The sequence below is a fragment of the Micromonospora sp. NPDC049891 genome (assembly GCF_040660295.1).
GTDB lineage: Bacteria > Actinomycetota > Actinomycetes > Mycobacteriales > Micromonosporaceae > Micromonospora.
In genome coordinates this window covers 122,278-146,855 of record NZ_JBFAML010000014.1, presented here as the reverse complement: position 1 = coordinate 146,855, position 24,578 = coordinate 122,278, and the positions used below count along the sequence as shown (strand labels likewise).

Below are 24,578 nucleotides of genomic sequence, written 5' to 3'. Positions count from 1 at the left end.
TCACCTCCGGTTCGCCTCCGACCGGCCCGCGTCGGGACCGCCGTCCGGGTGGGCGGCCGGGCGCAGGGCGGCCAGCAGCCGCCACTCCAGCTCGGTCACCTCCCGCCGGAACGCCACCGGGTCGGCGGCGTACATGCCGTGCACCGACAGCGCTGCGGTGGGTTCCCGGTGCACGCTCAGGGTCAACGTGCCCGGGGTCAGGCTCACCGCCAGCGCCACCGCCGCCACCTCGGTGTCGGTGGCCGCCCGCAACGGCACCCGTACCACCGCCGGCGCCAGCCGGGAGCCCGGGGTCAGGATCTCCCAGGCCACGGCGAGGTTCGCCTGGACCAGCCGGACCGCGAAGTAGCCGGCGAACCGCAGGACGCGTCGCGCCCGCACCGCCGCACGGCGGGCGGCCGGCATCGTCTCGGTGCTCATCGGCCGGTCACCGCCCGTACGTAGCCCGCCGGGTCACGCAGCCCGGCCGCCGCCGTGTCGGCGACCACCAGCAGCGGTTGAGCTGCCAGCCCGGCGGCCAGGGAGAGGCCGGCAAGCACCAGCGGAGGGCCGACCAGGTTCGGTCCGATCCGCTTCGCCACCGTCGACGAAGCCGGCGGGTCGCCGGTGAACAGCGCGCTCCAGATCTTCAGCATGGACAGCAGGGTGACCAGGCTGACCAGCACCGCGACCGTCATCGCCAGCCAGGCGCCGGTCTCCGCGGTGGCGCGCAGCAGCAGGAACTTCGCCAGGAACCCGGAGAACGGCGGCAGGCCGGCCAGCGACAGCGCCGCCCCGGCGAAGGCCAGGGCGAGCGCGGGACGTTGCCCGGCCAGACCGCCGGAGCCGTCGAGCCGGTCGGTGCCCCGGCCGGTGCGTACCGCCGCCGCGCAGAGGAACAGCGCGGCCTTCACCAGGATGTACTGGGCCAGGTAGTAGACCGCCGCGGCCAGCCCGGCAGCGGTGAACAGGGCCAGACCCAGCAGCACGTAGCCGAGCTGGCTGACCATGTGGAAGGTCAGGATCCGCCGCATCGAGTCCTCACCGACGGCACCGAGCACGCCGACCACCATCGACAGCAACGCCACCGCGCCGAGCAGCCAGTGGTACGCGGGGTCGCCGCCGTACACCACCGCGTAGATCCGGATCACCGCGTAGAGACCGACCTTGGTCAACAGCCCGGAGAAGAGCGCCACCACCACCGGCGAGGCCACCGGATAGGTGCGCGGCAGCCAGTCGTGCAGCGGCACCAGGGCACTCTTGACGCCGAGGGCGAGCAGCACCACACCGCAGGCGACCGCGACCGTCGGTTCATCGCGTGCCGCGCCGGCCAGGTCACCCAGCCCGACCACTCCGGTGGTGCCGTAGACCAGGGCCACCCCGGCCAGCAGGAGGGTGGAGCCGAGCAGGTTGGTGGCCACGTACACCCGTCCCGCACCGCCGCGTCCGGCCCCGCCGGCCAGGCTCAGCAGCACGTACGAGGGCACCAGCATGACCTCGATCAGCACGAAGAGGTTGAACAGGTCGGTGGTGAGGAACGCGCCGCTGGCCCCGGCGGAGAGCACCAGCACCAGCGGCAGGAAGTACGGGCGACGGTCGTCTCCGGAGCCGACGGCGGAGACGAGGCAGCAGAGCACCACAAGCGCCGTCACGGTGACCAGCAGGGCACTGAACGCGTCCGCCGCCAGGCTGATGGCGATCGGGCCGGGCCAGCCACCGACCCGCAGTACGGTCAGCGCGCCACCACTGGTCCGTACCAGCAGGACCAGCCCGGTCACCAGGACCACGGCCATGGTGGCGAGCGCGCCGACCCGATGCAGCCGGGTGCGGCCCGGTAGGGCGAGCAGTACCCCGGCGACGAGCAGTGGCCCGACCACCGGGATCAGGAGAAGACCGCTCACCGCCGCCGCCCCACTGTCCCGTTCCCGCCGGTGTCGTCTCCGCCGGTGTCGGTGTCGTCGGTTTCGTCGGTGGATTCGGTACCGCTGCCACCGCCCGTGGGGTCTGCACCGCTCGTGGGTCCGCCGGCACCGCGCCGCAGCAGGCCGAGCAGGTGGATGGTGATCCCGAAAGTGATCACGATGGCGGTCAGCACGAACGCCTGCGGCAGCGGGTCGGCGGTGTCCGGGCCCACCTCCTCCAGCGCCGCGGTCCGCCGGCCGAGCCCACCCGCGGCGAGCAGCACCACGTTGACGGCGTGCCCGAGCAGCACGAAGCCCAGTACCACGCGCAGCAGGCCCGGCCGCAACAGCAGGAACACCCCCGCGGCGACCAGGACGCCGACCACGAACGCGGCGCTCACCGGGCACCTCCGGCTTCCGAGGGGACCACCGGTCGGGCCGGTGGTACGCCGAGGCGCCGCACGGCGGCCACCACAAGCGCCAGGACCATCAGGTAGATCCCGAGGTCGAACAGCAGTGACGTGGACAGCGACGGCACCGGCCCCGGCAGGGCGACGCTCAGCGGGGTGAACAGCGGACGACCGGCGGCGAGTGGCACCAGACCGGCGACCGTGGCGGTCAGCAGCCCGGCCGCCGCCAGCGGCGCCGACCTCAGGCGGCTCAGCAGTGGCGCTCCTCCGGGGTGCGCCAACTGGCCGAGCCCGACGGCGGTGCCCGCCAGCAGCGCGCCGATGAAACCGCCACCGGTCTCCTCGTGGCCACGCAGGAACAGCACCGCCGAGGCGAGCAGCATCACCGGTGCGAGCACCCGGTAGGCGAGGCCGAGCACGAGGTCCTCCCCGGCGGGCTCGACGTTGGCCGGCTCGATGGGACGGCCAGCGGCGAGCCGGACCAGCCCGAGTGCCACCACCGCGAGCACCACCGCCTCACCGAGGGTGTCCAGGGCCCGGAAGTCCACCAGGATGGTGTTGACGACGTTGGCGCCGCCGGTCAGTTCCTCCGCCCGGTCGAGGTACCACCGGCCGGGGTCGGACAACCTGTCGCGTCCGGTCAGCACTGCCGTACCCGCGGCCGCCGCGACACCCGTGGCGACCGCGAGCAGGGCCGCGCCGGTGACCGACACGCGTCGCCCGACGTGGGCGAGCCGGCGCGGCTGCTGCCGCAACGCCAGCATGACGACCACCGCGGTCAGCACTTCCACAAGCATCAGGGTCAACGCCACGTCCGGTGCTCCGACGGTCAGGAACCACGCCGACAGCAGCAGCCCGACCACCCCGGTCAGTCCGATCGCCGCCAGCGCGGAACGCACCACCAGCAGCCCGCCGAGGGCCGTCACGAGCAGCCCCAGCATCAGCCAGTCGCCGGGCCGGGCCGGATCGCCACCGAGACCGGCCGGAAGGTCCGGCAGCGCCACCGCCGCGACCGCCGCCAGGGCCACCGCCGCCAGCAACGGTCGGGCCAGATAGGGCGCCGGGCTCGACGCGTGCGCGGTCCGGGCGACGATCGAGCCCGTGTGCAGCAGTGCCTGCCGGGCGCGCTCCAGCAACTCGGCGAACGGTGGGGTGGTGGGTACAGCCCGTAGCCACCGGTCGACCCGGACGCGGCCGAGGAACATCAGCACACCCAGCAGCACGGTGAGCAGGCTCAGCCCCAACGCGGGGGTGAAGCCGTGCCAGAACGCCAGGTAGGGCGGCGTACCCTCCGGGCGGGCATCGTTCGCGGCCCGTTCCACAAGCGGGCTCAGCACGGCCACCGTGGGGCCGAGCGCGGTCGCCACCACCGCGGCCACCGCGGCCGGGGCGAGAAACGCCCAGGACGGCTCGCGCAGCTGGCGTTGCCGGGGCGGCCCCTCCACCATCCCGTGCACCAGACGGGCCGCGTACGCGAAGGTGAGCACCGAGGCGAGCACCCCGAGCCCGGCGGCGCACCAGCCCAGCCACCATCCGCCGTGCGCCTCACCGAGTGACTCGAAGATCGCCTCCTTGCCGACGAAGCCGATCGTCGGTGGCAGGCCGGCCATCGACATCGCCGCCAGCGCGGTGAGCGAGACCGTCGCCGGCATCACCCGGTGCAGCCCGGCCAGTTCCCGCACGTCCCGGCTGCCGGCCTGATGGTCGATGATGCCGACCAGCATGAACAGGGTCGCCTTGAACAGCGCGTGGGCGACGGTGTAGAGGATCGCCGCAGCATCGGCGGCCGGAGTGCCGACGCCGATCACCCCGACCAGCAGGCCGAGCTGACTGACAGTCGAGTACGCCAGCAGCGCCTTGAGGTCGTACTGACGCAGCGCGAGCAGCGCGCCGAGGATCGCGGTGAGCAGACCGACGGCGATCAGGGTGCCGTCCCACGCCCAGGAGCCGGCGAACACCGCCGAGAAGCGCATCAGCAGGTAGATGCCGGCCTTGACCATCGTCGCCGCGTGCAGGTAGGCGCTCACCGGTGTGATCGCCACCATCGCGCCGGGCAGCCAGAAGTGGAACGGCAACTGCGCGGACTTGGTGAACGCCGCGACGATGATCAGCGCCCCCACCACCCAGGCCGGTCCGCCGCTCAGCCGTTCCGGCTCGGCCACGATGGTGTCCAGGCTGGTGGTGCCGACGTGCACCGCCAGCAGCACGATCGCGGCCAGCAGCGCCAGACCGCCGGCGACGGTGACCAGCAGCGCCTGCACCGCGGGGCCGGTGGCCGCCGGCCGGCCGCCCTGCCCGATCAGGACGAAGGAGAGAATCGAGGTGAGTTCCCAGAAGACGAAGAGCACCAGCAGGTCGTCGGCGAGGACCAGGCCCAGCATCGCGGCGGCGAAGAGGGTCATCGTGACGTACACCCGCTCCTGCTCCACCTCGGTGCCGTCGAGGTAGCGGGGGCAGTAGGCCATGATGAGCGCGCCCACACCGAGGGCCAGCAGCGCGAAGACCAACCCCAGCGCGTCCATCCGCAGCGCGGCGTGCACCTCCAGTCCGGGCAGCCACCGCCAGGCCACGGCGACCTCCCGGTCGTCGAGGATCACCGGCAACCGGCTGAGCAGCAGCGCGGCCCCGGTGAGGTAGCCGGCGGCCAGCGGATAGCCGGCGTTGCGGCCGAAGCGCCGCACCAGCAGCGGTACGCAGGCCGCCAGGCCGACCTGCCAGGCGAGCGCGACAGCCAGGATCACCTCGTCCCGCCCGCCTCAGTAGCCGATCGCGGCACCGTCGCCACGCGGGTCGGCACCCGCTTCCAACAGGCTCCGCTCGGCGTCGATCCGGATCGCCTGGGCGTGGCCCATGTTGTCGTCCCAGTTCGGCAGCATCCGCACCGGCTGGCCACGGCGTTGCAGCTCGCGCACCACCTCGTCGGAGATGCGCCCCTCCAGGGAGAGGTCCTGGGCGGTGGTACCCCAGGTGCGACCCATCAGCCAGCGGGGAGCCTCGATCGCCTGCTGCACGTCGTAACCGAAGTCGATCAGGCGGGTGAGCAGCGCCGCGTGGGTCTGCGGCTGCCCTTCGCCCCCCATCGACCCGAAGGCCAACCACGGCCGGCCGTCGAGGCAGACCAGACCCGGGATGAGGGTGTGGAAGGTCCGCTTTCCCGGCTCCATCCGGTTCGGGTGCCGCTCGTCCAGGGAGAAGAAGGAACCCCGGTTCTGCGGAATGATCCCGGTGTCACCGGAGACCAGGCCGGCACCGAAGTCGTGGTAGATCGACTGGATGGCGGAGACGACCAGCCCGTGCTCGTCGACGACGCAGAACGCACAGGTGTCGCCCTCCGGTGCGCGCCGACGGGCCTGAGGTCCGAAGCGGATCCCCGGCTCGACGTCGGCCATGACCATCGCCCGGTCCGGTCGGATCAGCTCGCGGCGGCGTGCCGCGTACGCCTTGTCGAGCAGGTCGGGGACCGGGATGTCCACCCAGTGCCGGTCGGTCAGCCATTCGTCCCGGTCGGCGAAGGCCAGCTTCACCGCCTCGGCGAGGTGGTGGTAGTAGTCCGGGGTGCCGTCCCCCCAGGCGGCCACGTCGTAGCCCTCGATCAGGTTGAGCAGTTGCAGGGCGGCGAAGCCCTGCGTGTTCGGTGGCATCTCGTACACGGTGTGCCCCCGGTAGTCGACGGCGATCGGCTCCTCCCAGTGGGCCTGGTAGGCGGCCAGGTCGTCCGGGTGCAGCGGCGAGCCCTGCGCGGCGATCCCGGTGCAGAAGCGCCGCCCGAGGTCGCCCTCGTAGAAGCCGGCGCGGGCACCCTGGGAGGCGATCAGTTCCAGCGAGCGGGCCAGCTCCGGCTGGGCGATCCGCTCCCCCTCCCGCCGCGCCCGGCCCTCCGGTACGAATAGCCGTGCGGTCGAGGACTCCGCGCCGAGCAGGTCGAGATCCTCCACCAGCCAGTCGGCGAGCGAGCGAGCCACCGGAACGCCGTGCCGGGCGTAGTGGATGGCGTCGTCGAACAGATCCGCCCAGGGCAACCGGCCGTACCGCTCGTGGGCCAACCGCCAGCCGTCGACCGCGCCCGGCACGGTCAGCGCCGACAGTGGGCCCCGCGACGGCACCTCGTCGGTGTGGCCGCGCTCGCCGTAGTAGTCGCGGGTGGCTGCCTGGGCCGCGGGGCCCGAGGCGTTAAGCGCGTGCACCGCGCCATCCGGCTCGGCCAGCAGCCAGAAGCCGTCGCCGCCGAGGCCCGCCATGTGCGGGTACGCGACGCAGAGCAGCGCGTTCACCGCGATCGTGGCGTCCACCGCGCTGCCACCGGCCCGCAGCACCGCCAGCCCGGCACCGCTGGCCAGGTGATGCGGCGAGGCGACCATGCCACGATCGGCGCGGGTGGGCGGCCGGCCGGTACGGGGTCCGTGCGGTGCGGTCATGTCCTCCCTTTCCGCTCGTACGGCTGCGGGTTGGCGAAGGCCTCGGTGGTGGTGACGAAGCCCCAGCACTGCTTGGTGTTGAACAGCACCGCGTCCTTGCAGTACGCGGGGCTGGACGTGGCGGTGGCGTCGGCGATGAGCACCGGGTTGTAGTCGCGGAAGTAGGCGTCCTCCAGGGTGGTGCTGACGCACTGGTCGGCGTTGACCCCGCAGACGTAGAGGGTCTGGATGCCCTGGGTGCGTAGCACCTGGTCGAGATGGGTGCCGTAGAAGCCGCTCATCCGCACCTTCTCGATGTGGATGTCGTCGTCGGCCAGGTAGCCCTTCAGCTCGTCGACCATCTCCGCGCCCCACGACCCGGCGGTGAGCACCGCGCCGTTGTCCAGCTCCTCCCCGATACCGGCCTGGTCGAGGCGGTGCTTGAACGAGTGCAGCGTCGGCGCACCGAGGTTGCGCAGGTCCGGTCGGTTGTGCCAGTAGATCCAGATGACGAACATGCCGTGTCGGCGGGCGGCGTCGATCGCCCGCTGCACGCCCGGGATGGCCGCCCGGCACGCCTCGTGGTCGAGCCCGGAACGTTCGGTCCATCCGCCCGGTGCACAGAAGTCGTTCTGCATGTCCACCACCGCCAGCGCTCCCCGGTCCAGGTTGTCGACGAACGGCAGCAGCTCGGCGTCGAACCGGACCAGTTGTCCCTCGGTGTGGTGCGGTGCCAGGTGGACGTGGTCCTCGTAGAGGTACCAGCGGTCGGCGCTGGCCCCCAACTGCACCCCACCGTCGCCGGTCTCGCGGTAGATCTCCCGGTAGCCGGCCATCTCAGTCCTCACCATCCGACGGCGCGAACCTCAGCACGACCGGGATGGCACCGGCCACGGCCACCAGGACCAGCCCGGCCCACCACAGCGCCGGCAGGTCGCCGTCGGTGCCCAGGCTCAACGCGGGCAGGGCGGCCAGGAACAGCACCAACGCCAACAGCAGCCAACGCAACTCGCTCACTCTCGACTCCTTCCGGTCAGACGAACAGCAGGGTCAGCAGGCCGATCACCACGGCGGCGGCGAGAGTCCACGGCAGGGTCTTGCGCAGCACCGCGCCCTCCTGGCCGACGATGCCGGCGGTACCGGTGCCGAGCACGATGTTGGCCGGGGCGATGGCGTTGCCGATCGCCCCACCGGCGCTCTGCGCACCGATGACCGCGCTCTCGGACAGGCCCGTACCCGACGCCACGCCCTGCTGCAACTGGCCGAACAGCACGTTCGAGGCGGTGTTGCTGGAGGTCATGAAGGCGCCGATCAGGCCGATGAGGTTGGCGGCGAAGGCGTACAGCAGGGGCGGTGAGATCCGCTCGATGCCCTGGGCCAGCACGTCGGTCTGCCCCGAGTGCTCCATCACGCCCGCCAGGATCAGGAAGGACAGGATCGCCACCGACGCCGGTGTGGCGTCGGCCGCCAGGCTCGACCAGATCGGCTGCCGCCCCTCCCGCTCGGTGCGGGCGGCGAAGAAGCCCTTGGCACGGAACACGAGCCAGGTGGCCAGCACCGCGACGATCAGCGAGAAACCCGGATGGGTGAACGGGGCGATCGCCGAGTAGGGCTGTTCCGCCTCGGTGACCACGTCGTAGCCCGTGTTGACCTCCGGGAAGGGCAGACCGAACTCGATGCGGTCCAGCACCGCCTCGACCGGCGGGACGGCGAGGGTGAACACGGCGACGGCGGTGAGCACCGCGTACGGCAACAGTGCCCAGGACAGGCTCATCGTCGGCGCACGCTCGTCCTCGTCCTCGGCCGTCTCGTCGGCCTCCTCCTTCATCGCCGGACGGTCCGACACGTTCCGGGCCGGTTCCCGGTAGCGGGACCAGCGGGACAACGGGTAGAGCGCGACAAGCGCCACGGTGGCGGCGAGGAAGGTCGACAGCACCGGTTCCCAGTACATGATCACGAACTGGAGACCGCCGTGGATGGCCGAAATGATCAGAATGAACGGCCAGGCCAGCCGCAGTGCCGGCCCCTTGCCGGCCATCCAGGCGATGGCGGCACCCGCCATCAGCGTCACCGGGGCCAGCAGCGCCGCGGTGATCAGCGTGGTGGTCAGCTCGTCCTCGAGATCGACCACCTGGAGGGTGGCCAGCCAGCCCACCGCCAGGGTGCCGAACATGTTCGCCCAGGCATGCCCGATCAGCGGGATCACCACGGCGTAGACGGCCCGCACCCCGATCGCGAGCAGCAGCGGCGCCACGATCGCGATGGGCGCGCCGAAGCCGGCGATGCCCTGCATGAAGGAGGCGAAGACCCAACCGAAGGCGAGCACCAGGAACACGTGGTTGCGGCTGTAGCGGGACAACCCGCGACGCAGCGCGTCGAAGGCACCGGAGGCGGTACCGATGCGGTAGAGCAGCAGCGCCGGCCAGATCACCAGCAGGATGAACACCGCGTCCCAGACACCCTTGCCGGCACCGACCGCGACGGACTCCCACGGCGCCTGGAAGAACAGCACGGCGACCGCGACGGCGAGGAACGAGGAACATGCCGACCGGGCCGGCCTGCGGCGCCTTCCATCGCAGCACCGCCAGCAGCAGCAGGAGCAGGAGGATCGGGCTGATCGCCAGCAGCCAGGTTCCGAGGTTGATCGGCAGGGTTGTCTCCGGCATGTCCCTCCTGTCCCGGATGGCTGGTTCCGGCTCCCTTACCCGGCAGAACCGACGACATGCGCTGCGTGAATGACAAATCGCTGCGTAAGCGCTCAAACACCTGCGGCGGTCGGCGTTGACGACAAACATGGTTAGCCTGAGAGGCCAGTGAGATTGCCGCGGCACATGAGGCTCATCCCTCGCGAACGAAACGGCGGGGCCGGGTGCTCTTGTATAGAGCTGCCGTGACGGCGACGAGGAGGAGGCCCGTGACACAACAGACCTGGGACGAAGTTGGCGGTCTGCTGCCGTACGACGAGTTCCGCGCCGCGAGTGACGCGATCGTGACCAACATCGAACAGGTCATCGAGGGCAAGACCGCGACCGTACGGCTGGCGCTGGCCGTCCTGCTCGCCGAGGGTCATCTGCTCATCGAGGACGTGCCCGGCGTCGGCAAGACCAAACTCGCCAAGGCGCTGGCGCGGTCGATCGACTGTTCGGTACGCCGCATCCAGTTCACGCCCGACCTGCTGCCCAGCGACGTCACCGGAGTCAGCGTCTACAACCAGGAGACCCACGACTTCGAGTTCCGCCCGGGCGCCGTCTTCGCCAACCTGGTCGTCGGCGACGAGATCAACCGTGCCTCGCCGAAGACCCAGTCCGCGCTGCTGGAATGCATGGAGGAACGCCAGGTCACCGTCGACGGGGTGACCTACCAGTTGCAGACGCCGTTCATGGTGATCGCCACCCAGAACCCGATCGAGATGGAGGGCACCTACCCGCTGCCGGAGGCGCAACGCGACCGGTTCACCGCCCGCATCGCCATGGGTTACCCGGACCCCACCGCCGAGCTGGCCATGCTCGACGGGCACGGTGCGGTCGACCCGCTCTCCGGGCTGCGGCCGGTCTCCGACGCCGACACCGTACGCCGGCTGATCGGGCACGTACGGCAGGTGCATGTCGCCGACGCGGTCAAGCAGTACGCGGTCGACCTGGTCACCGCCACCCGCGAGTCACCCGACCTGCGGCTGGGTGCCTCCCCCCGGTGCACGCTGCAGATGCTGCGCACCGCCCGTGCGGTGGCCGCCCTCGACGGGCGTGACTACGTCCTGCCCGACGACCTCCAGGTCCTCGCCGTGCCGGTGCTGGCGCACCGGATCATCCCCACGGCCGACGCCCAGCTCGCCCGGCGTACCACCGACGCGATCGTCGCGGACCTGGTGCACCGGCTGCCGCTGCCGCACGACCGCAAGCGCTCGCCCTACGACACCCGGCCACCCACTGGCGGTAACGGCCGGGCCCCCTTCGAGCCCCGGAGGCCGTGACGTGCGTGACGGGCTGCGCGGGCTGACCACCCGCGGCCGCTCCTTCCTGGCCGCGGCAGTGGCGGCGGCCATCTCCGCCGGCATCCTCGGCGAGAAGGACCTGCTGCGGGTGGCCGTGCTGCTGGCCGTCCTGCCGCTGCTGGCCGCGCTCTACGTCGGCCGCAGCCGCTACAAGCTCGCCTGCCACCGGTCACTGGAGCCGCACCGGGTGCCGGTCGGCGCGACCGCCCGGGTGGTGCTGCGCCTGCAGAACATGTCCCGGCTGCCCACCGGCACCCTGCTGCTGGAGGATCGGCTCCCGTACGCCCTCGGCAGCCGGCCCCGGGTGGTGCTGGAGCGTCTCGGCGCGCACCAGGCCAGTTCCGTGGCGTACACGGTGCGCGCCGACGTGCGTGGCCGGTACGAGGTGGGCCCGCTGGTGGTCCGGATGACCGATCCCTTCGGTCTCTGCGAACTCAGCCGCGCCTTCCCCGGCACCGACCGCCTCACGGTCGTCCCGCAGGTGGTCCCGCTGCCGTCGGTGCGGCTGCCCGGCGAGTACGCCGGCAGCGGCGAGAGCCGGGCCCGCTCGGTGGCGGTGCACGGCGAGGACGACGCGGCCACCCGGGAGTACCGGCGCGGCGACGACCTGCGCCGGGTGCACTGGAAGTCGACGGCACGCACCGGCGAGCTGATGGTGCGGCGGGAGGAACAGCCCTGGGAGAGCCGGGCCACGGTGCTGCTGGACACCCGCGCGTACGGCCACCAGGGCGACGGCCCGACGGCCAGCTTCGAGTGGGCGGTCTCGGCCGCCGCCAGCGTCGCCGTGCACCTGCGGCAGGCCGGCTACAAGCTGCGCCTGGTGACCGGCTCGGGCGCGGACGTCGACGCCACCGAGGGCGCCGGTGACGGCCTGCTGCTCGACCAGCTCGCGGAGGTCCGGCTGGACCAGCGGGTCGAGATCACCACCCTGGTGCAGCATCTCCGGCAACGCTCCGACGGCGGGCTGATCATCGGCCTGTTCGGGTCGCTGAGCACGGCCGAGGCGGAACTGTTGGCCGGGCTGCGGGCCAACGGTGCCACCTGCATCTGTTTCCTGCTGGACAGCTCCGCCTGGCTGAACCTGCCGACGCCCGCGCGGGCCGAGGCCGATCAGGCGCACGACGCCGCGGCACTTGCGCTGCTGCACTCCGGTTGGCGGGTGATCGGCGTCGACCACGGCGGCCGACTGCCGGCGCTGTGGCCGCAGGCCGGCCGGGGCTCGCAGGGGTTCGCGCTACGCGCGGCGATGGCCGAGACCGTGGCCGGTGGCGTGCGATGAACGGAAGGTCCCCCTCATGATCGCCCATCGGAACCTGGGCCTGGTGGCCGCCGGCGCGACGCTGCTCGCGGCGGCGCCGCTGTCGGCCATCTTCGACCGCTGGACGTGGCTGGTCCAGGCAGTCATCGCGGTGGCCGCGGTAGCGGCCGCGGCGGCGCTGGCCCGGCTCGGCCGGACCCCGCTGTGGGTGCAGATCCTGGCCATGGTCGGCGGCCTCACGCTCGCCCTGACCTGGCTGTTCCCCAGCGGCAGCGAACTGTTGGCGGTGCTGCCCACGCCGGCAACCTTCGGGCATTTCGCGGAACTGCTCGGCAACTCGGTCGAGGACATGCGCTCCCACGGCGTGAAGGTCCCGGACACCGATCCGTTGCTGTTCATCACCGTGCTCGGCATCGGCGGGGTGGCGGTGCTGGTGGACGTGCTCTGCGTCGGACTGCGCCGCCCCGCCCTGGCCGGCCTGCCCATGCTGGCCATCTACTCGGTGCCGGTGGCGGTCTACGTGGACAGCGTTCCGCCGGTGCCGTTCGCGATCGGCGCCGCCGGTTTCCTGTGGCTGCTGGTCACCGACAACGTGGACCGGGTCCGCCGGTTCGGCCGGCGGTTCACCGGCGACGGCCGCGACGTCGACGTCTGGGAGTCCTCGCCACTTGCCGCCGCCGGGCGTCGACTGGCGGTGGTGGGCCTCGCGCTGGCCGTGCTGGTGCCGCTGGCCGTGCCGGGAATGACCGCCGGACTGATGACCACGCTCAACTCCGGCGCCGGCTCCGGTATCGGTCCCGGGTTCGGGGGTTCCCCCGGCCGGGTGGACCTCTTCGCCGCGCTCAGTGGACAGCTCAACCAGTCCCAGGTGACCGACCTGGTGACGGTCACCACCACCGAGGAGGAGCCGTTCTACCTGCGCTTCGGGGTCGCCGACGACCTGCGTACCGACGGGTTCCGGGTGCGCGGCCCCAACGGTAGGCGGGTCACCGGCGAGCTGCCCGATCCGTCGGGGCGGTCGCTGCCAGGTGTCGAACGGACCCGGCAACGAGCCACCGTGCAGGTGAGCCGGGAGCTGAACATGCCGCTGCTGCCGGTCTACGCCGAACCGGTCGGCTTCGGCGAGCTGGGCAACAACTGGTTCTACGACCCGAACCTTCAGGTGGTCTTCTCCAACCGGGAGAACTCCCGGGGCAAGGAGTACTCCTTCGACTACGTGCGCTCGTCGTACAGTCCGCAGGCGCTGCGGCGGGCCCAGCCACTGCCGGCGGACCTGCCGCTGCGCCGGCAGCAGACCGTGACGCCGGACGTGCCGGAGGTCCGGGCCCTGGTGGAGGATCTGATCCGGGGGGCACGCACCGAGTACGACAAGGTCCGGGCCATCTACGACTACTTCTCCGAGGACAACGGCTTCAGCTACCGGCTCAGCACCGAGCAGGGCACCAGCGGCCAGGCGATCCTCGACTTCCTGGAGAACAAGGTCGGTTACTGCCAGCAGTACGCCGCGGCGCTGGCCTGGATGGTCCGCGACGCGGGGATCCCCGCGCGGGTCGCCTTCGGGTTCACCAACGGCAGCCGGCGCAGCGACGACAGGCTCACCCTGACCAACCGCAACCTGCACGCCTGGACGGAGGTCTACTTCGACCAGATCGGTTGGGTGCCCTTCGACGCCACGCCGGCCTACGGCGTGCCGGGCTCGACCCGCTCGGCGTGGGCACCGGACGTGGACGCCCCGGAGGAGAGCACGCCGCAGGGCGGCACCTCGGACACACCCGACGAGACGGATCCGTCGACCGAGGCGGAGCAGGGACCGAACCAGTTCGAGGAGGGCGAGGACCCGGGCGCGGCGCTCGGCTCCGACGCTCCTGTGGAGCAGCGGCCCATCTGGCCCTGGCTGGTCGCCGCCAGCCTGCTGGCGCTGCTGGTCCTGCTCGCCGTGCCCGCGCTGCGCCGGCTCGCCCTGCGCCGTCGTCGAGGCCGGCCGGCACCGGCGGTTCGGACGGTCGACGCGCCGGACGCGGCCTCATCCGCGACCGGGCAACCAGCCATGGTGGTCGCCACCGATCCGGACCGGGCACGAGCCGACGCGCACGCCGCCTGGGACGAACTGATCGACACGCTTGTCGACTACCGGGTCGGGGTGGACCGGACGGAGACCCCACGGGCCACGGCGGAGCGGTTGGCCCGGGAGCGGCTGGCCGCGCAGACCGACGCCGGATCGGCGGTACGCCTGCTCGGGCGGGCCGAGGAACGGGCCCGCTACGCCCGGGACCCGTTGACCGGGGAACCGCTGCCGGCCGCCCTGCGGACGGTGCGCGGTGCGCTCGCCGAGCAGGCGGACCGGCGGACCCGGTTGGTGGCGACAGTACTGCCGCCGTCGGTGCTGTACCGGTGGCGCACCGCCATCGCCGACAACTCGTCACGACTTGTCAACTCCGGCGGCCAGGTGCGCCGGAGGCTGCTGCGGTTCAGTCCGCGCCGGCTGATCGCCAGCCGCGCGGGTCGCTGATCCCCGTTGCCGGCGACACCATCCGGGTCGCCGGCAACGGCCCGCCGATCGGTGGTCACAACGGGTCCACCTGATCGGCGTCGGTCTGGTGCTGGACACCCTGTGACGGAAAGTGACCGGCAGCCCGGGTTTCCCATTCGGGAACACGTCGAGGTGACATGAAAATGTCACCTCGACATGACGTTGAGTGCCCTGTCAGCCCACCCCGACGCGCCCACCGACAACCGGCCGGGCGGGCCTGGGGGCCTACGACGGGCAACACGAAGCCTCGAACGGCACCCTGGCCGGTCGCGCGTCGCTCACCCCGGGCGGTCGAGCCCGGGGTGACGTGCTTCCTCGTCAGCTGTGGAACGGGATCAGCGGTGCCCCTCCGGGCGCTGCCGCCACCGGTCCTCCATCCGGTCGAGGAAACCCGACCTCCGGCCGGCACGGCCCCGGGACCGGCGACGACTCGCCGTGCCCCCGACGACGTGCAGGTCGGGTGACTGCGCCCGACGGTGCGACTGCACCGCGAACGCGGCCGAGGCCAGCATGACAACGAATCCCGCCACTGCCAGCGGCGGAGTCTTGATCACCGCGCCATAGACCAGCAACGCCAGGCCAGCGATGATCATGCCGGCAGCGACGAGCAGGCGACGCCGCGCGTGGAAGCGCGGATCGCTGGCGCGCACGGCCGAGGCGAATTTGGGGTCCTCGGCAAGCGACCGCTCGATCTGCTCGAACAGCCGCTGCTCGTGCTCCGAGAGCGGCACGGCACTCCTCCCCGGTCACGTTGGTCGGTCCGGTCGGACCGACAGACCGTGGCAGCCAACCGGCTGCTTACCCGCAAGTCTACGAGGGCCCTCGCGCGTCGGAAAGCGGGACGACCTACGGCCGGGTCGGATTTTCATTTCGTCGGGGATCGCGCCCGCTGAGAAGACTGGCCGGTCCTATGACGGACCGCCCGAAACGGGCAGCCGCCGCGTCGGCGGCGACCTCCGCTTCCCGCCAGCCCCGCTCCGGCTGCCCGAGCGCGAGCTGCCGCGGCGTCTCGGCCGCCGCCGACAATCCCTCCGCCCGGACACCGAGCAGGCGGATCCGCTCACCCGGGTTCAGCGCGGTGTAGAGCGCCCATGACGTGTCGAACATCTCCCGGGCCACGTCGGTGGGCACGTCCAGGGTGCGTGCCCGACTCACGGTGCGGAAATCGGCGGTCCGCACCTTGAGCGAGACCGTCCGGCCCACCTGCCCGCCGGCCCGCAGCCGGGCACCGACCTTCTCGGCCAGGGCCAGCAGCGTACGGCGGATCTCGGCCGGATCGTCGACGTCCACGTCGAAGGTGACCTCCGCGCCGATCGACTTCTCCGCCTGCTCCGGGCTGACCCGGCGTGGGTCGCGACCCCAGGACAGCTCGTGCAGGTGCGCGGCGGCCGCCTCGCCGATCGCGGTCCGCAGCATCCCCAGCGGAGCCTGCGCGAGGTCACCGACGGTACGCAGACCGAGCCGCAGCAGCGCCTGCTCGGAGCGCTCCCCCACCCCCCACAGCGCGCCGACCGGAAGCGGGTGGAGGAACTCGAGCACCCGGTCGGCCGGCACCACGAGCAGACCGTCGGGCTTGGCCCGGGTCGAGCCGAGCTTGGCCACGAACTTGCTCGGTGCGACCCCCACCGAGCAGGTCAGCCCCTGCTCCTCGGCGACCCGCTCCCGGATGCCACGGGCGATCGCCGCCGGCCGGCCGAACAGTCGCCGGGCGCCGGCGACGTCGAGGAACGCCTCGTCCAGGGAGAGTGGCTCGACCAGCGGCGTGACGTCCCGGAATATCTGCATGACCGCCCGCGAGGCCGCCGAGTAGCTGGCGAAGTCGGGGGCGAGGAAGACCGCGTGCGGGCAGAGCGCGCGGGCCCGCATCGTGGGCATGGCGCTGCGTACGCCGTACCGCCGGGCCTCGTAGCTGGCCGAACTGACCACGCCGCGCGGACCGACCCCGCCGACCACCACGGCCCGGCCGCGCAGCTCGGGTCGGTGACGGACCTCCACCGAGGCGTAGAAGGCGTCCATGTCGACGTGCAGGATCGGGCACCCGGCGTCGTCGGCGCCGGGCCCGAACCGGGAATCGCCGCCCCGGGGTAGCGACTGGCTGCGGCCCACCCGCGCAGGTTAGCCCGCGGCTGTGACATTCCGGCCGGTCAGCCCCGCACCACCAGCAGCGGAATCGTCATCTCGGCCGCCGTGTCCGCACCGTGGAAGGCCACCAGCCGGGACACCATCGGCGGTTCCGACCGACTGGCCAGCACGGCGTACGTGTCGTTGCAGACCACCACGACGTCGCCGATCCGGTCCAGGTGGCCGGTGGTCACCGGACCGAACCGGCCGCTGGCCACCGCCTCCTCCCGGGTCAACACCCGGGCGGCGGTGCCGAGCACGGCCGACCAGGCAGCCACCACGTCGGCGGTGGCCCCCGGGGCGACATGCAGGTAGCGCACCCGGGGTTCGCCGGCGACCACCCGCACCCCGTCGGTCAGCCGGGGATCGGTGTCCAGGTCGAACCGGTCCCCCTCGGGGATGTCGAGTTGCCCGTGGTCGGCGGTGACCAGCAGCGCGGCGTCGGACGGCAGCCCGTCCACCAGCCGGGCCAGCAACCCGTCCAACTCGGTGACCGCCACCCGCCACGGCAGCGAGTCGACGCCGCTGAGGTGACCGTGCCGGTCGACGTCCGGGTGGTAGGCGGAGACCAGGGTCGGGCCGGGTCCGGCGGTCAGCGCGGCCAACGTGGTGGCGGCCACCGCGTCGACCCCGGCCGCACCGCGGTAGTCACCGCCCCGGTTCGCGGCCAGGGTCAGGCCGGTGCCGCCGAACTCCGGCCGACTCACCACGGTGACCGCCACCCCCGCCGCCCGGGCCCGTTCCAGCTGGGTGGGCACCGGCTGCCAGCGCAGCGGATCGGGATCGCCGTCGAGCCACTCGATGTGGTTGAGCACCCGCTCGGTGCCCGGAACGCGCACGGTGAAGCCGAGCACCCCGTGCGCACCGGGCGCCACTCCGGTGCCCAGGGTGACCAGGCTGGTCGGGGTGGTGGAGGGGAAACCGGAGGTGAGCGGTCGGCCCGACGCGGCGGTCAACCCGGTCAGGGTCGGCGCGTACGGTGCGGCGGTCGGGATCTGGTACCAGCCCAGGCCGTCGACAAGCAGCACCGCGATTCGGCGCACCTCGGACAGTTCGGCGGCGAGGCCGAGCGGGTCCGCGACGCCGGGGACACCGAGCACGGCAAGCGCGCTGGGCAGCACGTCGGCGAGGCTTCCGCCGCCGTACCCCGGCGCGACGACCTCCAGCGGCCGGGCCCGGCCGACCACGCCGGTCATGCCGGGCGGCGGGCGAACAGGTGCAGCTGGGCCGCCATGTCCCGCCAGGGTGGTCGCGCGGCCAGCGTCCGCTCCAACTCGACAAGGGCAGCGGCCTGACCGTCCGCCACCGCCGCGGGCAGCAGGTCGGCGAGGACGCGTACGCCGTGGATCTCCTCGACGGTGAGCCCGGCGGCGGCCAGCAGCGCGGCGGCGCCCTCGACGTCGAAACGGCGACGCAGGGTGTCCCGGGCGCCGGCGGCGCCCGCCGGATCGGCGGCCAGCGTCGCCGCCAGGTCCAGGTGCCCGTTCATGGCCCGGCCGAGCACCGCGGCGGCCCGCCCGGCGACCAGCACGCTCGCCGCACCGCCCGGCCGCAGTACGCCGGCCAGCGCGGACACCACAGGTGCCGGGTCGTCGACGACCTCCAGCACGGCATGGCAGAGCACCAGGTCGACGCTTGCCGGCTCGATCAACCCGGCCAGCGCGTCGCCGTCACCCTGCACCGCGCGTACCCGCCCGGCCACCCCGGCCTCCGCGGCCCGGCGACTGAGCGCGGCGAGCGCGTCGGGACTGGCGTCGACAACTGTCACCCGGTGCCCGGCCCGGGCCAGCGGCACCGCGAAGCCACCGGTGCCACCCCCCACGTCCAGCACGGTCAGCTCGGCGGCCGGCCGGCGGTCCAACTCGGCGCGCAGCACCGACCAGACCACGGCGGTACGGGGGGTGAGCGGCGGCCCGGCCGGGCCTGGGGTCTGTTCCACCCGGTCGAGCCTAGTCAGCCGGGACCAGATCGCCAGGGGGCACCACCTGCCTGCCGTCGCCTGCCGTCAGCGGAAGTCGCGGGAGGTGGGGCGGACCGGTGGTTCGATCGCGTCCAACCGGTCGGCGACCAGGTTGACCACCCCCTCGTGCCGCTGCAGCCGTCCCCGCACCACCAACGCCGCGCTGGTGCGGGCCACCCGCCGATGCCGCTGCCACAGCCCCGGCGAGCAGGTGACGTTGAGCATGCCTGTCTCGTCCTCCAGGTTGAGGAAGGTGACCCCACCTGCGGTCGCCGGCCGCTGCCGGTGGGTGACGATCCCGCCGACCCGGATCCGCCGCCCCGGTTCCACCCGGCCCAACCTGTCGATCGGCACCGCGCCGACGGCCTCCAGCTGCGCACGGATGAACCGGGCCGGATGGCTCTCCGGCGACAACCCGGTGGCCCAGACGTCGGCGACCAGTCGGTCCACCTCCTCCATCCCGGGCAGGACGGGCGCCGCCGTACCGGTCACCGTGCCGGGCAGCCGGCCGGGCCGCTCCTGGGCCGCCGCGCCGGCCGCCCAGAGCGCCTGCCGCCGGGTCAACCCGAAACAGGCGAAGGCGTCCGCGGTGGCCAGCGCCTCCAACTGTGCGGCGGTCAGCCCCACCCGCCGGGCCAGGTCCGGCATGTCGCGGTACGGGCCGTTCGCCACCCGCTCGGCCTCGATCCGCTCGGCCACACCGTCGCCGAGGGTACGCACGCTGGACAGCCCGAGCCGGACCGCCGGACCGCCCAGCCCCCAGGCGTGCGGCGGCTCCCCCGCCCGGCTGCCCCAGCGGGTGTCCGGGGTGGACTCCAGCACCGGCTTCGCACCACTGGCGTTGACGTCCGGACGGCGGACCTCCACACCGTGCCGGCGGGCGTCGTCGACAAGGGTCTGCGGCGAGTAGAAACCCATCGGCTGGGCGCTCAGCAGCGCGGCCAGGAACGGACCCGGGTGGTAGCGCTTCAGCCAGGAACTGGCGTAGACCAGGTAGGCGAAGCTCATCGCGTGGCTCTCCGGGAAGCCGTAGCTGGCGAACGCGGTGAGCTTGCGGTAGACGTCGTCGGCCAGTTCGCCGGTGATGCCGCGCTCGGCCATGCCCCGGTAGAGCCGGTCGGCGATCTTCTCCATCCGCTGTACCGACCGTTTGGCGCCCATCGCCCGGCGCAACTGGTCGGCCTCGGCCGCGTCGAAGCCGGCCAGGTCGATGGCGAGCTGCATCAGCTGCTCCTGGAACAGTGGCACGCCGAGGGTCTTCTCCAGCGCGTTGCGCATCAGCGGATGCGGGTAGGTCACCGGCTCCTGGCCGTTCTTGCGCCGGATGTACGGATGCACCGAGCCGCCCTGGATCGGCCCCGGCCGGATCAGCGCCACCTCGACCACCAGGTCGTAGAACGTCCGGGGCTTGAGCCGGGGCAGGGTGGCCATCTGGGCCCGGCTCTCCACCTGGAACACCCCGACCGAGTCGGCCCGGCAGAGCATGTCGTAGACCTCGGGGTCGTCAAGCGCCATGTCCCCGAGATCCAGGCTCATCCCGATCATGTCGTAGCCGTAGTGCAGGGCCGACAGCATGCCGAGGCCGAGCAGGTCGAACTTGACCAGGCCGACGGCGGCGCAGTCGTCCTTGTCCCACTGGAGCACGCTGCGGCCGGGCATCCGCCCCCACTCCACCGGGCAGACCTCGATCACCGGCCGGTCGCAGATCACCATGCCGCCGGAGTGGATGCCCAGGTGCCGGGGGAACGTCTGGAGTTCGTTGGCGTACGCGACCACCTGCTCGGGGATCTCCGGTACGTCCACCGTGGCCACGTCGCCCCACCTGTCGATCTGCTTGCTCCAGGCGTCCTGCTGGCCGGGTGGGAAGCCGAACGCCTTGGCCACGTCCCGCACCGCCGAGCGGGGCCGGTAGGAGATCACGTTGGCGACCTGGGCGGTGTGCTCCCGGCCGTACCGGGTGTAGACGTGCTGAATGACCTCCTCCCGGCGGTCGGACTCGATGTCCACGTCGATGTCGGGCGGCCCGTCCCGCTCGGGAGCCAGGAACCGTTCGAACAGCAGCCGGTGCCGGACCGCGTCCACGTTTGTGATCCGCAGCGCGTAGCAGACCGCCGAGTTCGCCGCCGAACCCCGGCCCTGGCAGTAGATGTCCGCCCGCCGGCAGAACGCGACGATGTCGTACACCACCAGGAAGTAACCGGGGAACCCCAGTTCCTCGATCATGTTCAGCTCGTGGTCGAGCTGCGCGTACGCCTGCGGGTGCGCCTCGCGCGGGCCGTAGCGCTCCCGCGCACCCTGCTCGGTGAGGTGACGCAGCCAGCTCATCTCGCTGTGCCCCGGCGGCACCGGGTACGCCGGTAGCTGTGGCGCGACGAGTTGGAGATCGAAGGCCAGCTCGGCGCCGAACTCGGCGGCCCGGGCCACCGCGCCCGGGTAGGCGGCGAACCGGGCCGCCATCTCGGCGCCGTCCCGCAGATGGGCGGTACCCGCCGCGGGCAGCCAGCCGTCGATCTCGTCCAGGCTGCGCCGGGCCCGGACAGCGGCAAGTGTGGTGGCCAGCCGACGCCGCCCCGGGGTCGCGTAGTGCACGTTGTTCGTGGCCACCGTGGGCAGCCCGGCGGCGGCCGCCAGCTCGGCCAGGGCGTCGTTGCGGTCACCGTCGACCGGATGCCCGTGGTCGGTCAGCTCCACCGCCACCGTCTCCGCGCCGAACAGCGCGGTGAGCCGGTCCAGCTCGCGGGCCGCCGCGTCGACCCCCTCGGTGAGCAGGGCGGCCGGCACGTGCCCCTTGCGGCAACCGGTGAGCACCAGCACGTGGTCCCGCAGGTCGGCGGCGATCTCCTCCAGCTCGCCGTAGACCGGGCGGCCCTTCTCACCGCCGCGCAGCTGGGCGCGGGCGATCGTCGTGGCCAGCCGGGCGTACCCCTCGTGACCGTGGGCCAGCACCAGCAGGTGGTTGCCGTGCGGGTCGGGTACGCCGTTCTGTGGGCCGGGCAGGCCGAGGGACAGCTCCGCTCCGAAGATCGTCGGCAGGTCCAGCGCGCGGGCCGCCTCGGCGAAGCGCACCACACCGTAGAAACCGTCGTGGTCGGTGACGGCGAGCGCGCTGAGCCCCAACCGGACGGCCTCCTCGGCCAGTTCCTCGGGGTGGCTGGCGCCGTCGAGGAAGCTGAAGTTGGTGTGCGCGTGCAGTTCGGCGTACGGCGGCACGCCGTCGGGCCGGGTCAGCTCCGGCGGTCGGTAGTGCTCCCGCCGCCGGCTCCAGGCCGGCGAGTCGCCCCCGTCGGCGTCGACCGCGAGGGGATCCACCACGTGCAGGTGCCGCTCCGCACCGCTGCCCTTCCCCCCGCTGCCCTTCCCGCCGTCGCTGCCCTTCCCGCCGTCGCTGCCCTTCCCGCCGTCGCTGCCCTTCCCGCCGTCCGACCGCCCGGAGAGCACCCGCTCCAACTCCGACCAGGGCAGCCGGGGATTGTGGAAACTCACCGCCGCCACCTCACCGTCGCGACCGTCGCGCAGGACGCTGTATCTCGCGCCTTCAACCCGCCCGGATGCCCCCACATACCGCAACTGGTGAAGTCCGTCGGCCCGACGTCAGTCATAAATCGCCTCCACCAGCCACTGACCGGACTCGACGGCGAGCAGCAGGGCGCTGCCATCGGCGAGGCGGACCTGGAACCGGGCTCGGCGGCGGGCCTCGGCCGGGGCCCACCACCGCTCGTCGACCGGCCACGGACCGACCCAACCGACGATCTCGACCGACGCGACCGTGCCACCACGGAGGACGGCGGCCGAAGGAACGGGACCCGGGGCGGGAGTGGGGCCGGTGGGCTGCGGCGGCCTCGTGCCGATGCTCAGCCGGGCCGGTGGGGCGCTCACCGCCAGCCGGGCGCTCACCACGACCGGCGCGCCGGTGGCGTCGAGCACGCTCGCGGCGAGCGGGGTGGGCAGCACCACGGCCGGCGAGGGCGGCGGCATTCGTCCCGGCCAGGACGGTACGGCCGACCCGGCGCTCGCCCGCCGCCCACCGGAACGAGCCGGGAGCCGTTCGTCGCCCCAGGGCACCAGCCGGGTCTGGTCGGCCGGGGACCGTCCACCGCCGAGCACCGCGGTGACCACCGCCTCGGGGCCGAGCAGGCCCTGCACCCGGCTCAGCGCGCGGTGCGCCCGCTCGCGTTCCGCGCCGGTCTCCCCCCACAGCCCGGGTTGCAGGCCGGCCTGGGCCAGCACCCCGTCCGGCAGCAGCCGCAGTCGGATGATTCCGGCCGTGGGACGGGCGGGCCGGTCACCGCCGCGACGGGCACCGGAGAGCCAGCCGTCCAGTTGCCAGCGGACCCGGTCGGCGATCGCCGCCGCGGTGAGCAGCCCGTCGTGCCGCCACACCCGGTGCAGCTCCTGGCCGTGCGCGGTGACCGCCTCGATGCCCAACCGGGTGCAGGCCAGTCCGTACCCGGCGAGCCGCTCATGCAGCTGCTCGGCCAGCGTCCGGGCCGCGAACGCCGCCACGTCGATCCGGTCGATCGGGTCGTCCAGGTCGGCGGTGACCGTCAGGTCGACCGGCGGGCGCCGCACCGCGAGCGGCCGGTCGTCCCGCCCAGCGGCCAGCCGGTGGGCCAGCGCCCCGTCGAACCCGAACCGGGCCAGCACGTCGCCGGCGGGCAACGCGGCGAAGTCGCCGAGCGTACGCACCCCGAGCCGGCGCAGCAGGTCGGCCAGGGCGGAACGGCCGAGCGCCTCGACGGGCTGACCGGCCAGGAACTCCGCCGTCCCGCCGGGCGGCACGATCCGCCCTTCGCGGGCGGCCAGCCCTGCGGCGAACACCCCGGCGGCGACACCGACCTGGCTCTCCACCGCGCAACTGAGGGCGACGTGCTCGATGATCCGCTCGGCGGCCGCTTCCTCACCACCCAGATAGCGGCTCGGCCCCCGCGCGGCCAGCGCGCAGGCCCCGGGGCGGATCACCTCGACCCCGACCGCCACCTCCTCGACCGCGGCCACCACCGGCTCGAACGCCCGCGCGTCCCGCCCCGGATCGTGGTCGACGACGGTGAGCCCGGAGCAGCGTCCCTGCGCCTCCCGCCGGCGCAGCCCGCGGCGTACCCCCTCGGCGCGAGCCCGCTCCGAGCAGGCGATCACCCGATTGGCGTGCAGCACCGCGACCGGCCCGGTGGCGGGCACCCCGTCGACGATCTCGGCGGCGAGTACCGGCCAGTCCGGGCACCACAGCAGCAGCGTCCGGACCGGTTCACCCACGGCCCGCCACCACCCGCAGGCGAGTGGCGCCCGACCGGGCGGCTACGGCCGGGCCGGGGACGACCCGGGTCAGGTCGTCACCGGGCAACCAGACCTTGACCTCCCGGGGACGGGCGGCGGCGCCCCGCCCGCGAGCCGAGATGGTCACCTCCCGGCGGCGCAGCCGTCCCCGCCCCGCTCCGAGCCCCTGCCAGATCCCACGGACCACCTGGAGCGTCACGTCCGCGCCGTCCCACCGGCCGTACGGCACCAGCACGCTGCCACGTTGCCGGGCCCGCGCGGCCAACCGGTCGGCGACGGAGGCGGAGACGGTGGACGGGACCGCGGTGACCACCACGTCGACCCCGTCGATGAGCGCGGCGACGACTGTGGGCCATTCCGGGCCGGGCTGCGGCACCAGGGCGAGCCGGTCCAGGACGATGCCGGCCTCGGCCGCCGCGCCGGCCCCGAAGGTCGGCATCCCGACCACGGCGCACCAGGATCCGGCACGGGACGCCTCGGCGAGCAGTGCGAGCAACAACGAGGTGGTGCCGCTGTGTCGATGCTGCCCGCCGCCTACCGCGATGGTGCTGCCGCGCCGCAGACCCCGGTTGGGCAGCAACCCGGTCAGCTCGGGCCGCACGGGCAGCACCCGGTGCCCACCCGCCGGGTCGGGTGCGCTGGCCGGGCGGACCAGCCCGGCCAGCGCGGCGGAACCGACCACCATGCGGCCCGCCATCGGACCTCCCCCGTCGTCGCCACGGACATCCGGCCCGTGGATGGTGCTGTCGTGGATCACAGGAAC

General features: G+C 73.0%; 17 protein-coding genes and 1 pseudogene. 3 read left to right on the top strand and 15 right to left on the bottom strand.

The features are described 5' to 3' along the window. The 8 genes and pseudogenes from AB0I71_RS19460 to AB0I71_RS19425 form a co-directional block, all read right to left on the bottom strand. A complete protein-coding gene (locus tag AB0I71_RS19460; RefSeq protein WP_357586453.1) occupies positions 1-420 on the bottom strand; it encodes a Na+/H+ antiporter subunit E in 420 nt (139 codons plus the stop codon). Further along, positions 417-1,880: a monovalent cation/H+ antiporter subunit D family protein gene (locus tag AB0I71_RS19455; protein ID WP_357586451.1), complete on the bottom strand. Its 1,464-nt coding sequence runs from the start codon at positions 1,878-1,880 to the stop codon at positions 417-419. The genes AB0I71_RS19460 and AB0I71_RS19455 overlap by 4 nt, the downstream gene beginning before the upstream one ends. Then, positions 1,877-2,281 (bottom strand): sodium:proton antiporter, encoded by a 405-nt coding sequence (locus AB0I71_RS19450; RefSeq protein WP_357586449.1) that lies wholly within the window; start codon positions 2,279-2,281, stop codon positions 1,877-1,879. The genes AB0I71_RS19455 and AB0I71_RS19450 overlap by 4 nt, the downstream gene beginning before the upstream one ends. Next, the gene (gene mbhE, locus AB0I71_RS19445; RefSeq protein WP_357586447.1) at positions 2,278-5,031 is read right to left on the bottom strand and encodes a hydrogen gas-evolving membrane-bound hydrogenase subunit E; all 2,754 of its coding nucleotides are present in this window, start codon (positions 5,029-5,031) and stop codon (positions 2,278-2,280) included. Before mbhE ends, AB0I71_RS19450 begins: the two co-directional genes overlap by 4 nt. A 15-nt stretch (positions 5,032-5,046) precedes the next feature. Continuing rightward, on the bottom strand, positions 5,047-6,705 hold the full coding sequence (gene ggt / locus AB0I71_RS19440) for a gamma-glutamyltransferase (protein ID WP_357586444.1): 1,659 nt from the start codon (positions 6,703-6,705) through the stop codon (positions 5,047-5,049). Further along, positions 6,702-7,535 (bottom strand): isochorismatase family cysteine hydrolase, encoded by an 834-nt coding sequence (locus AB0I71_RS19435; protein WP_357586442.1) that lies wholly within the window; start codon positions 7,533-7,535, stop codon positions 6,702-6,704. The genes ggt and AB0I71_RS19435 overlap by 4 nt, the downstream gene beginning before the upstream one ends. Further along, on the bottom strand, positions 7,522-7,701 hold the full coding sequence (locus tag AB0I71_RS19430) for a hypothetical protein (RefSeq protein ID WP_099851002.1): 180 nt from the start codon (positions 7,699-7,701) through the stop codon (positions 7,522-7,524). Before AB0I71_RS19430 ends, AB0I71_RS19435 begins: the two co-directional genes overlap by 14 nt. Before the next feature lie 16 nt (positions 7,702-7,717). Further along, positions 7,718-9,211: pseudogene (locus AB0I71_RS19425) on the bottom strand (L-lactate permease); the annotation flags it as partial. Between the two features lie 387 nt (positions 9,212-9,598). Here AB0I71_RS19425 and AB0I71_RS19420 point away from each other — a divergent pair. The 3 genes from AB0I71_RS19420 to AB0I71_RS19410 are packed head-to-tail and all read left to right on the top strand — an operon-like array spanning position 9,599 to position 14,442. Beyond that, positions 9,599-10,654 (top strand): MoxR family ATPase, encoded by a 1,056-nt coding sequence (locus AB0I71_RS19420; RefSeq protein ID WP_357586440.1) that lies wholly within the window; start codon positions 9,599-9,601, stop codon positions 10,652-10,654. Between the two features lies 1 nt (position 10,655). Then, the gene (locus AB0I71_RS19415) at positions 10,656-11,954 is read left to right on the top strand and encodes a DUF58 domain-containing protein (protein WP_357586438.1); all 1,299 of its coding nucleotides are present in this window, start codon (positions 10,656-10,658) and stop codon (positions 11,952-11,954) included. Positions 11,955-11,970: 16 nt separating this feature from the next. Beyond that, positions 11,971-14,442 (top strand): DUF3488 and transglutaminase-like domain-containing protein, encoded by a 2,472-nt coding sequence (locus AB0I71_RS19410; protein WP_357586436.1) that lies wholly within the window; start codon positions 11,971-11,973, stop codon positions 14,440-14,442. Positions 14,443-14,798: 356 nt separating this feature from the next. Here the strand turns inward: AB0I71_RS19410 and AB0I71_RS19405 are convergent, their stop codons facing one another. The 7 genes from AB0I71_RS19405 to AB0I71_RS19375 form a co-directional block, all read right to left on the bottom strand. Beyond that, positions 14,799-15,194: a DUF3040 domain-containing protein gene (locus AB0I71_RS19405; protein WP_357586434.1), complete on the bottom strand. Its 396-nt coding sequence runs from the start codon at positions 15,192-15,194 to the stop codon at positions 14,799-14,801. Between the two features lie 115 nt (positions 15,195-15,309). Continuing rightward, a complete protein-coding gene (locus tag AB0I71_RS19400) occupies positions 15,310-16,569 on the bottom strand; it encodes a DNA polymerase IV (protein ID WP_357586432.1) in 1,260 nt (419 codons plus the stop codon). Between the two features lie 38 nt (positions 16,570-16,607). Next, positions 16,608-17,780 carry a nucleotide pyrophosphatase/phosphodiesterase family protein gene (locus AB0I71_RS19395; protein ID WP_357586430.1) on the bottom strand — a complete coding sequence of 391 codons (1,173 nt, stop codon included), beginning with the start codon at positions 17,778-17,780 and terminating at the stop codon, positions 16,608-16,610. Next, a complete protein-coding gene (locus AB0I71_RS19390; RefSeq protein ID WP_357586496.1) occupies positions 17,777-18,541 on the bottom strand; it encodes a methyltransferase domain-containing protein in 765 nt (254 codons plus the stop codon). The genes AB0I71_RS19395 and AB0I71_RS19390 overlap by 4 nt, the downstream gene beginning before the upstream one ends. 48 nt (positions 18,542-18,589) lie before the next feature. Then, positions 18,590-22,027 (bottom strand): error-prone DNA polymerase, encoded by a 3,438-nt coding sequence (locus AB0I71_RS19385; protein ID WP_357586428.1) that lies wholly within the window; start codon positions 22,025-22,027, stop codon positions 18,590-18,592. A 108-nt stretch (positions 22,028-22,135) separates the two neighbouring features. After that, positions 22,136-23,794, bottom strand: a complete 1,659-nt coding sequence (locus tag AB0I71_RS19380; RefSeq protein WP_357586426.1) for a DNA polymerase Y family protein — start codon at positions 23,792-23,794, stop codon at positions 22,136-22,138. Further along, complete coding sequence (locus AB0I71_RS19375; protein WP_357586424.1) at positions 23,787-24,512, bottom strand: hypothetical protein; 726 nt, start codon at positions 24,510-24,512, stop codon at positions 23,787-23,789. The genes AB0I71_RS19380 and AB0I71_RS19375 overlap by 8 nt, the downstream gene beginning before the upstream one ends. Between the last annotated feature and the right edge of the window lie 66 nt (positions 24,513-24,578).

What these genes read in the sequence shown, in the direction of transcription:
- AB0I71_RS19460 (WP_357586453.1), bottom strand. Translation starts at nt 420, where the DNA reads ATGAGCACCGAGACGATGCCGGCCGCCCGCCGTGCGGCGGTGCGGGCG.
- ggt (WP_357586444.1), bottom strand. Translation starts at nt 6,705, where the DNA reads ATGACCGCACCGCACGGACCCCGTACCGGCCGGCCGCCCACCCGCGCC.
- AB0I71_RS19435 (WP_357586442.1), bottom strand. Translation starts at nt 7,535, where the DNA reads ATGGTGAGGACTGAGATGGCCGGCTACCGGGAGATCTACCGCGAGACC.
- AB0I71_RS19410 (WP_357586436.1), top strand. Translation starts at nt 11,971, where the DNA reads ATGATCGCCCATCGGAACCTGGGCCTGGTGGCCGCCGGCGCGACGCTG.
- AB0I71_RS19395 (WP_357586430.1), bottom strand. Translation starts at nt 17,780, where the DNA reads ATGACCGGCGTGGTCGGCCGGGCCCGGCCGCTGGAGGTCGTCGCGCCG.
- AB0I71_RS19375 (WP_357586424.1), bottom strand. Translation starts at nt 24,512, where the DNA reads ATGGCGGGCCGCATGGTGGTCGGTTCCGCCGCGCTGGCCGGGCTGGTC.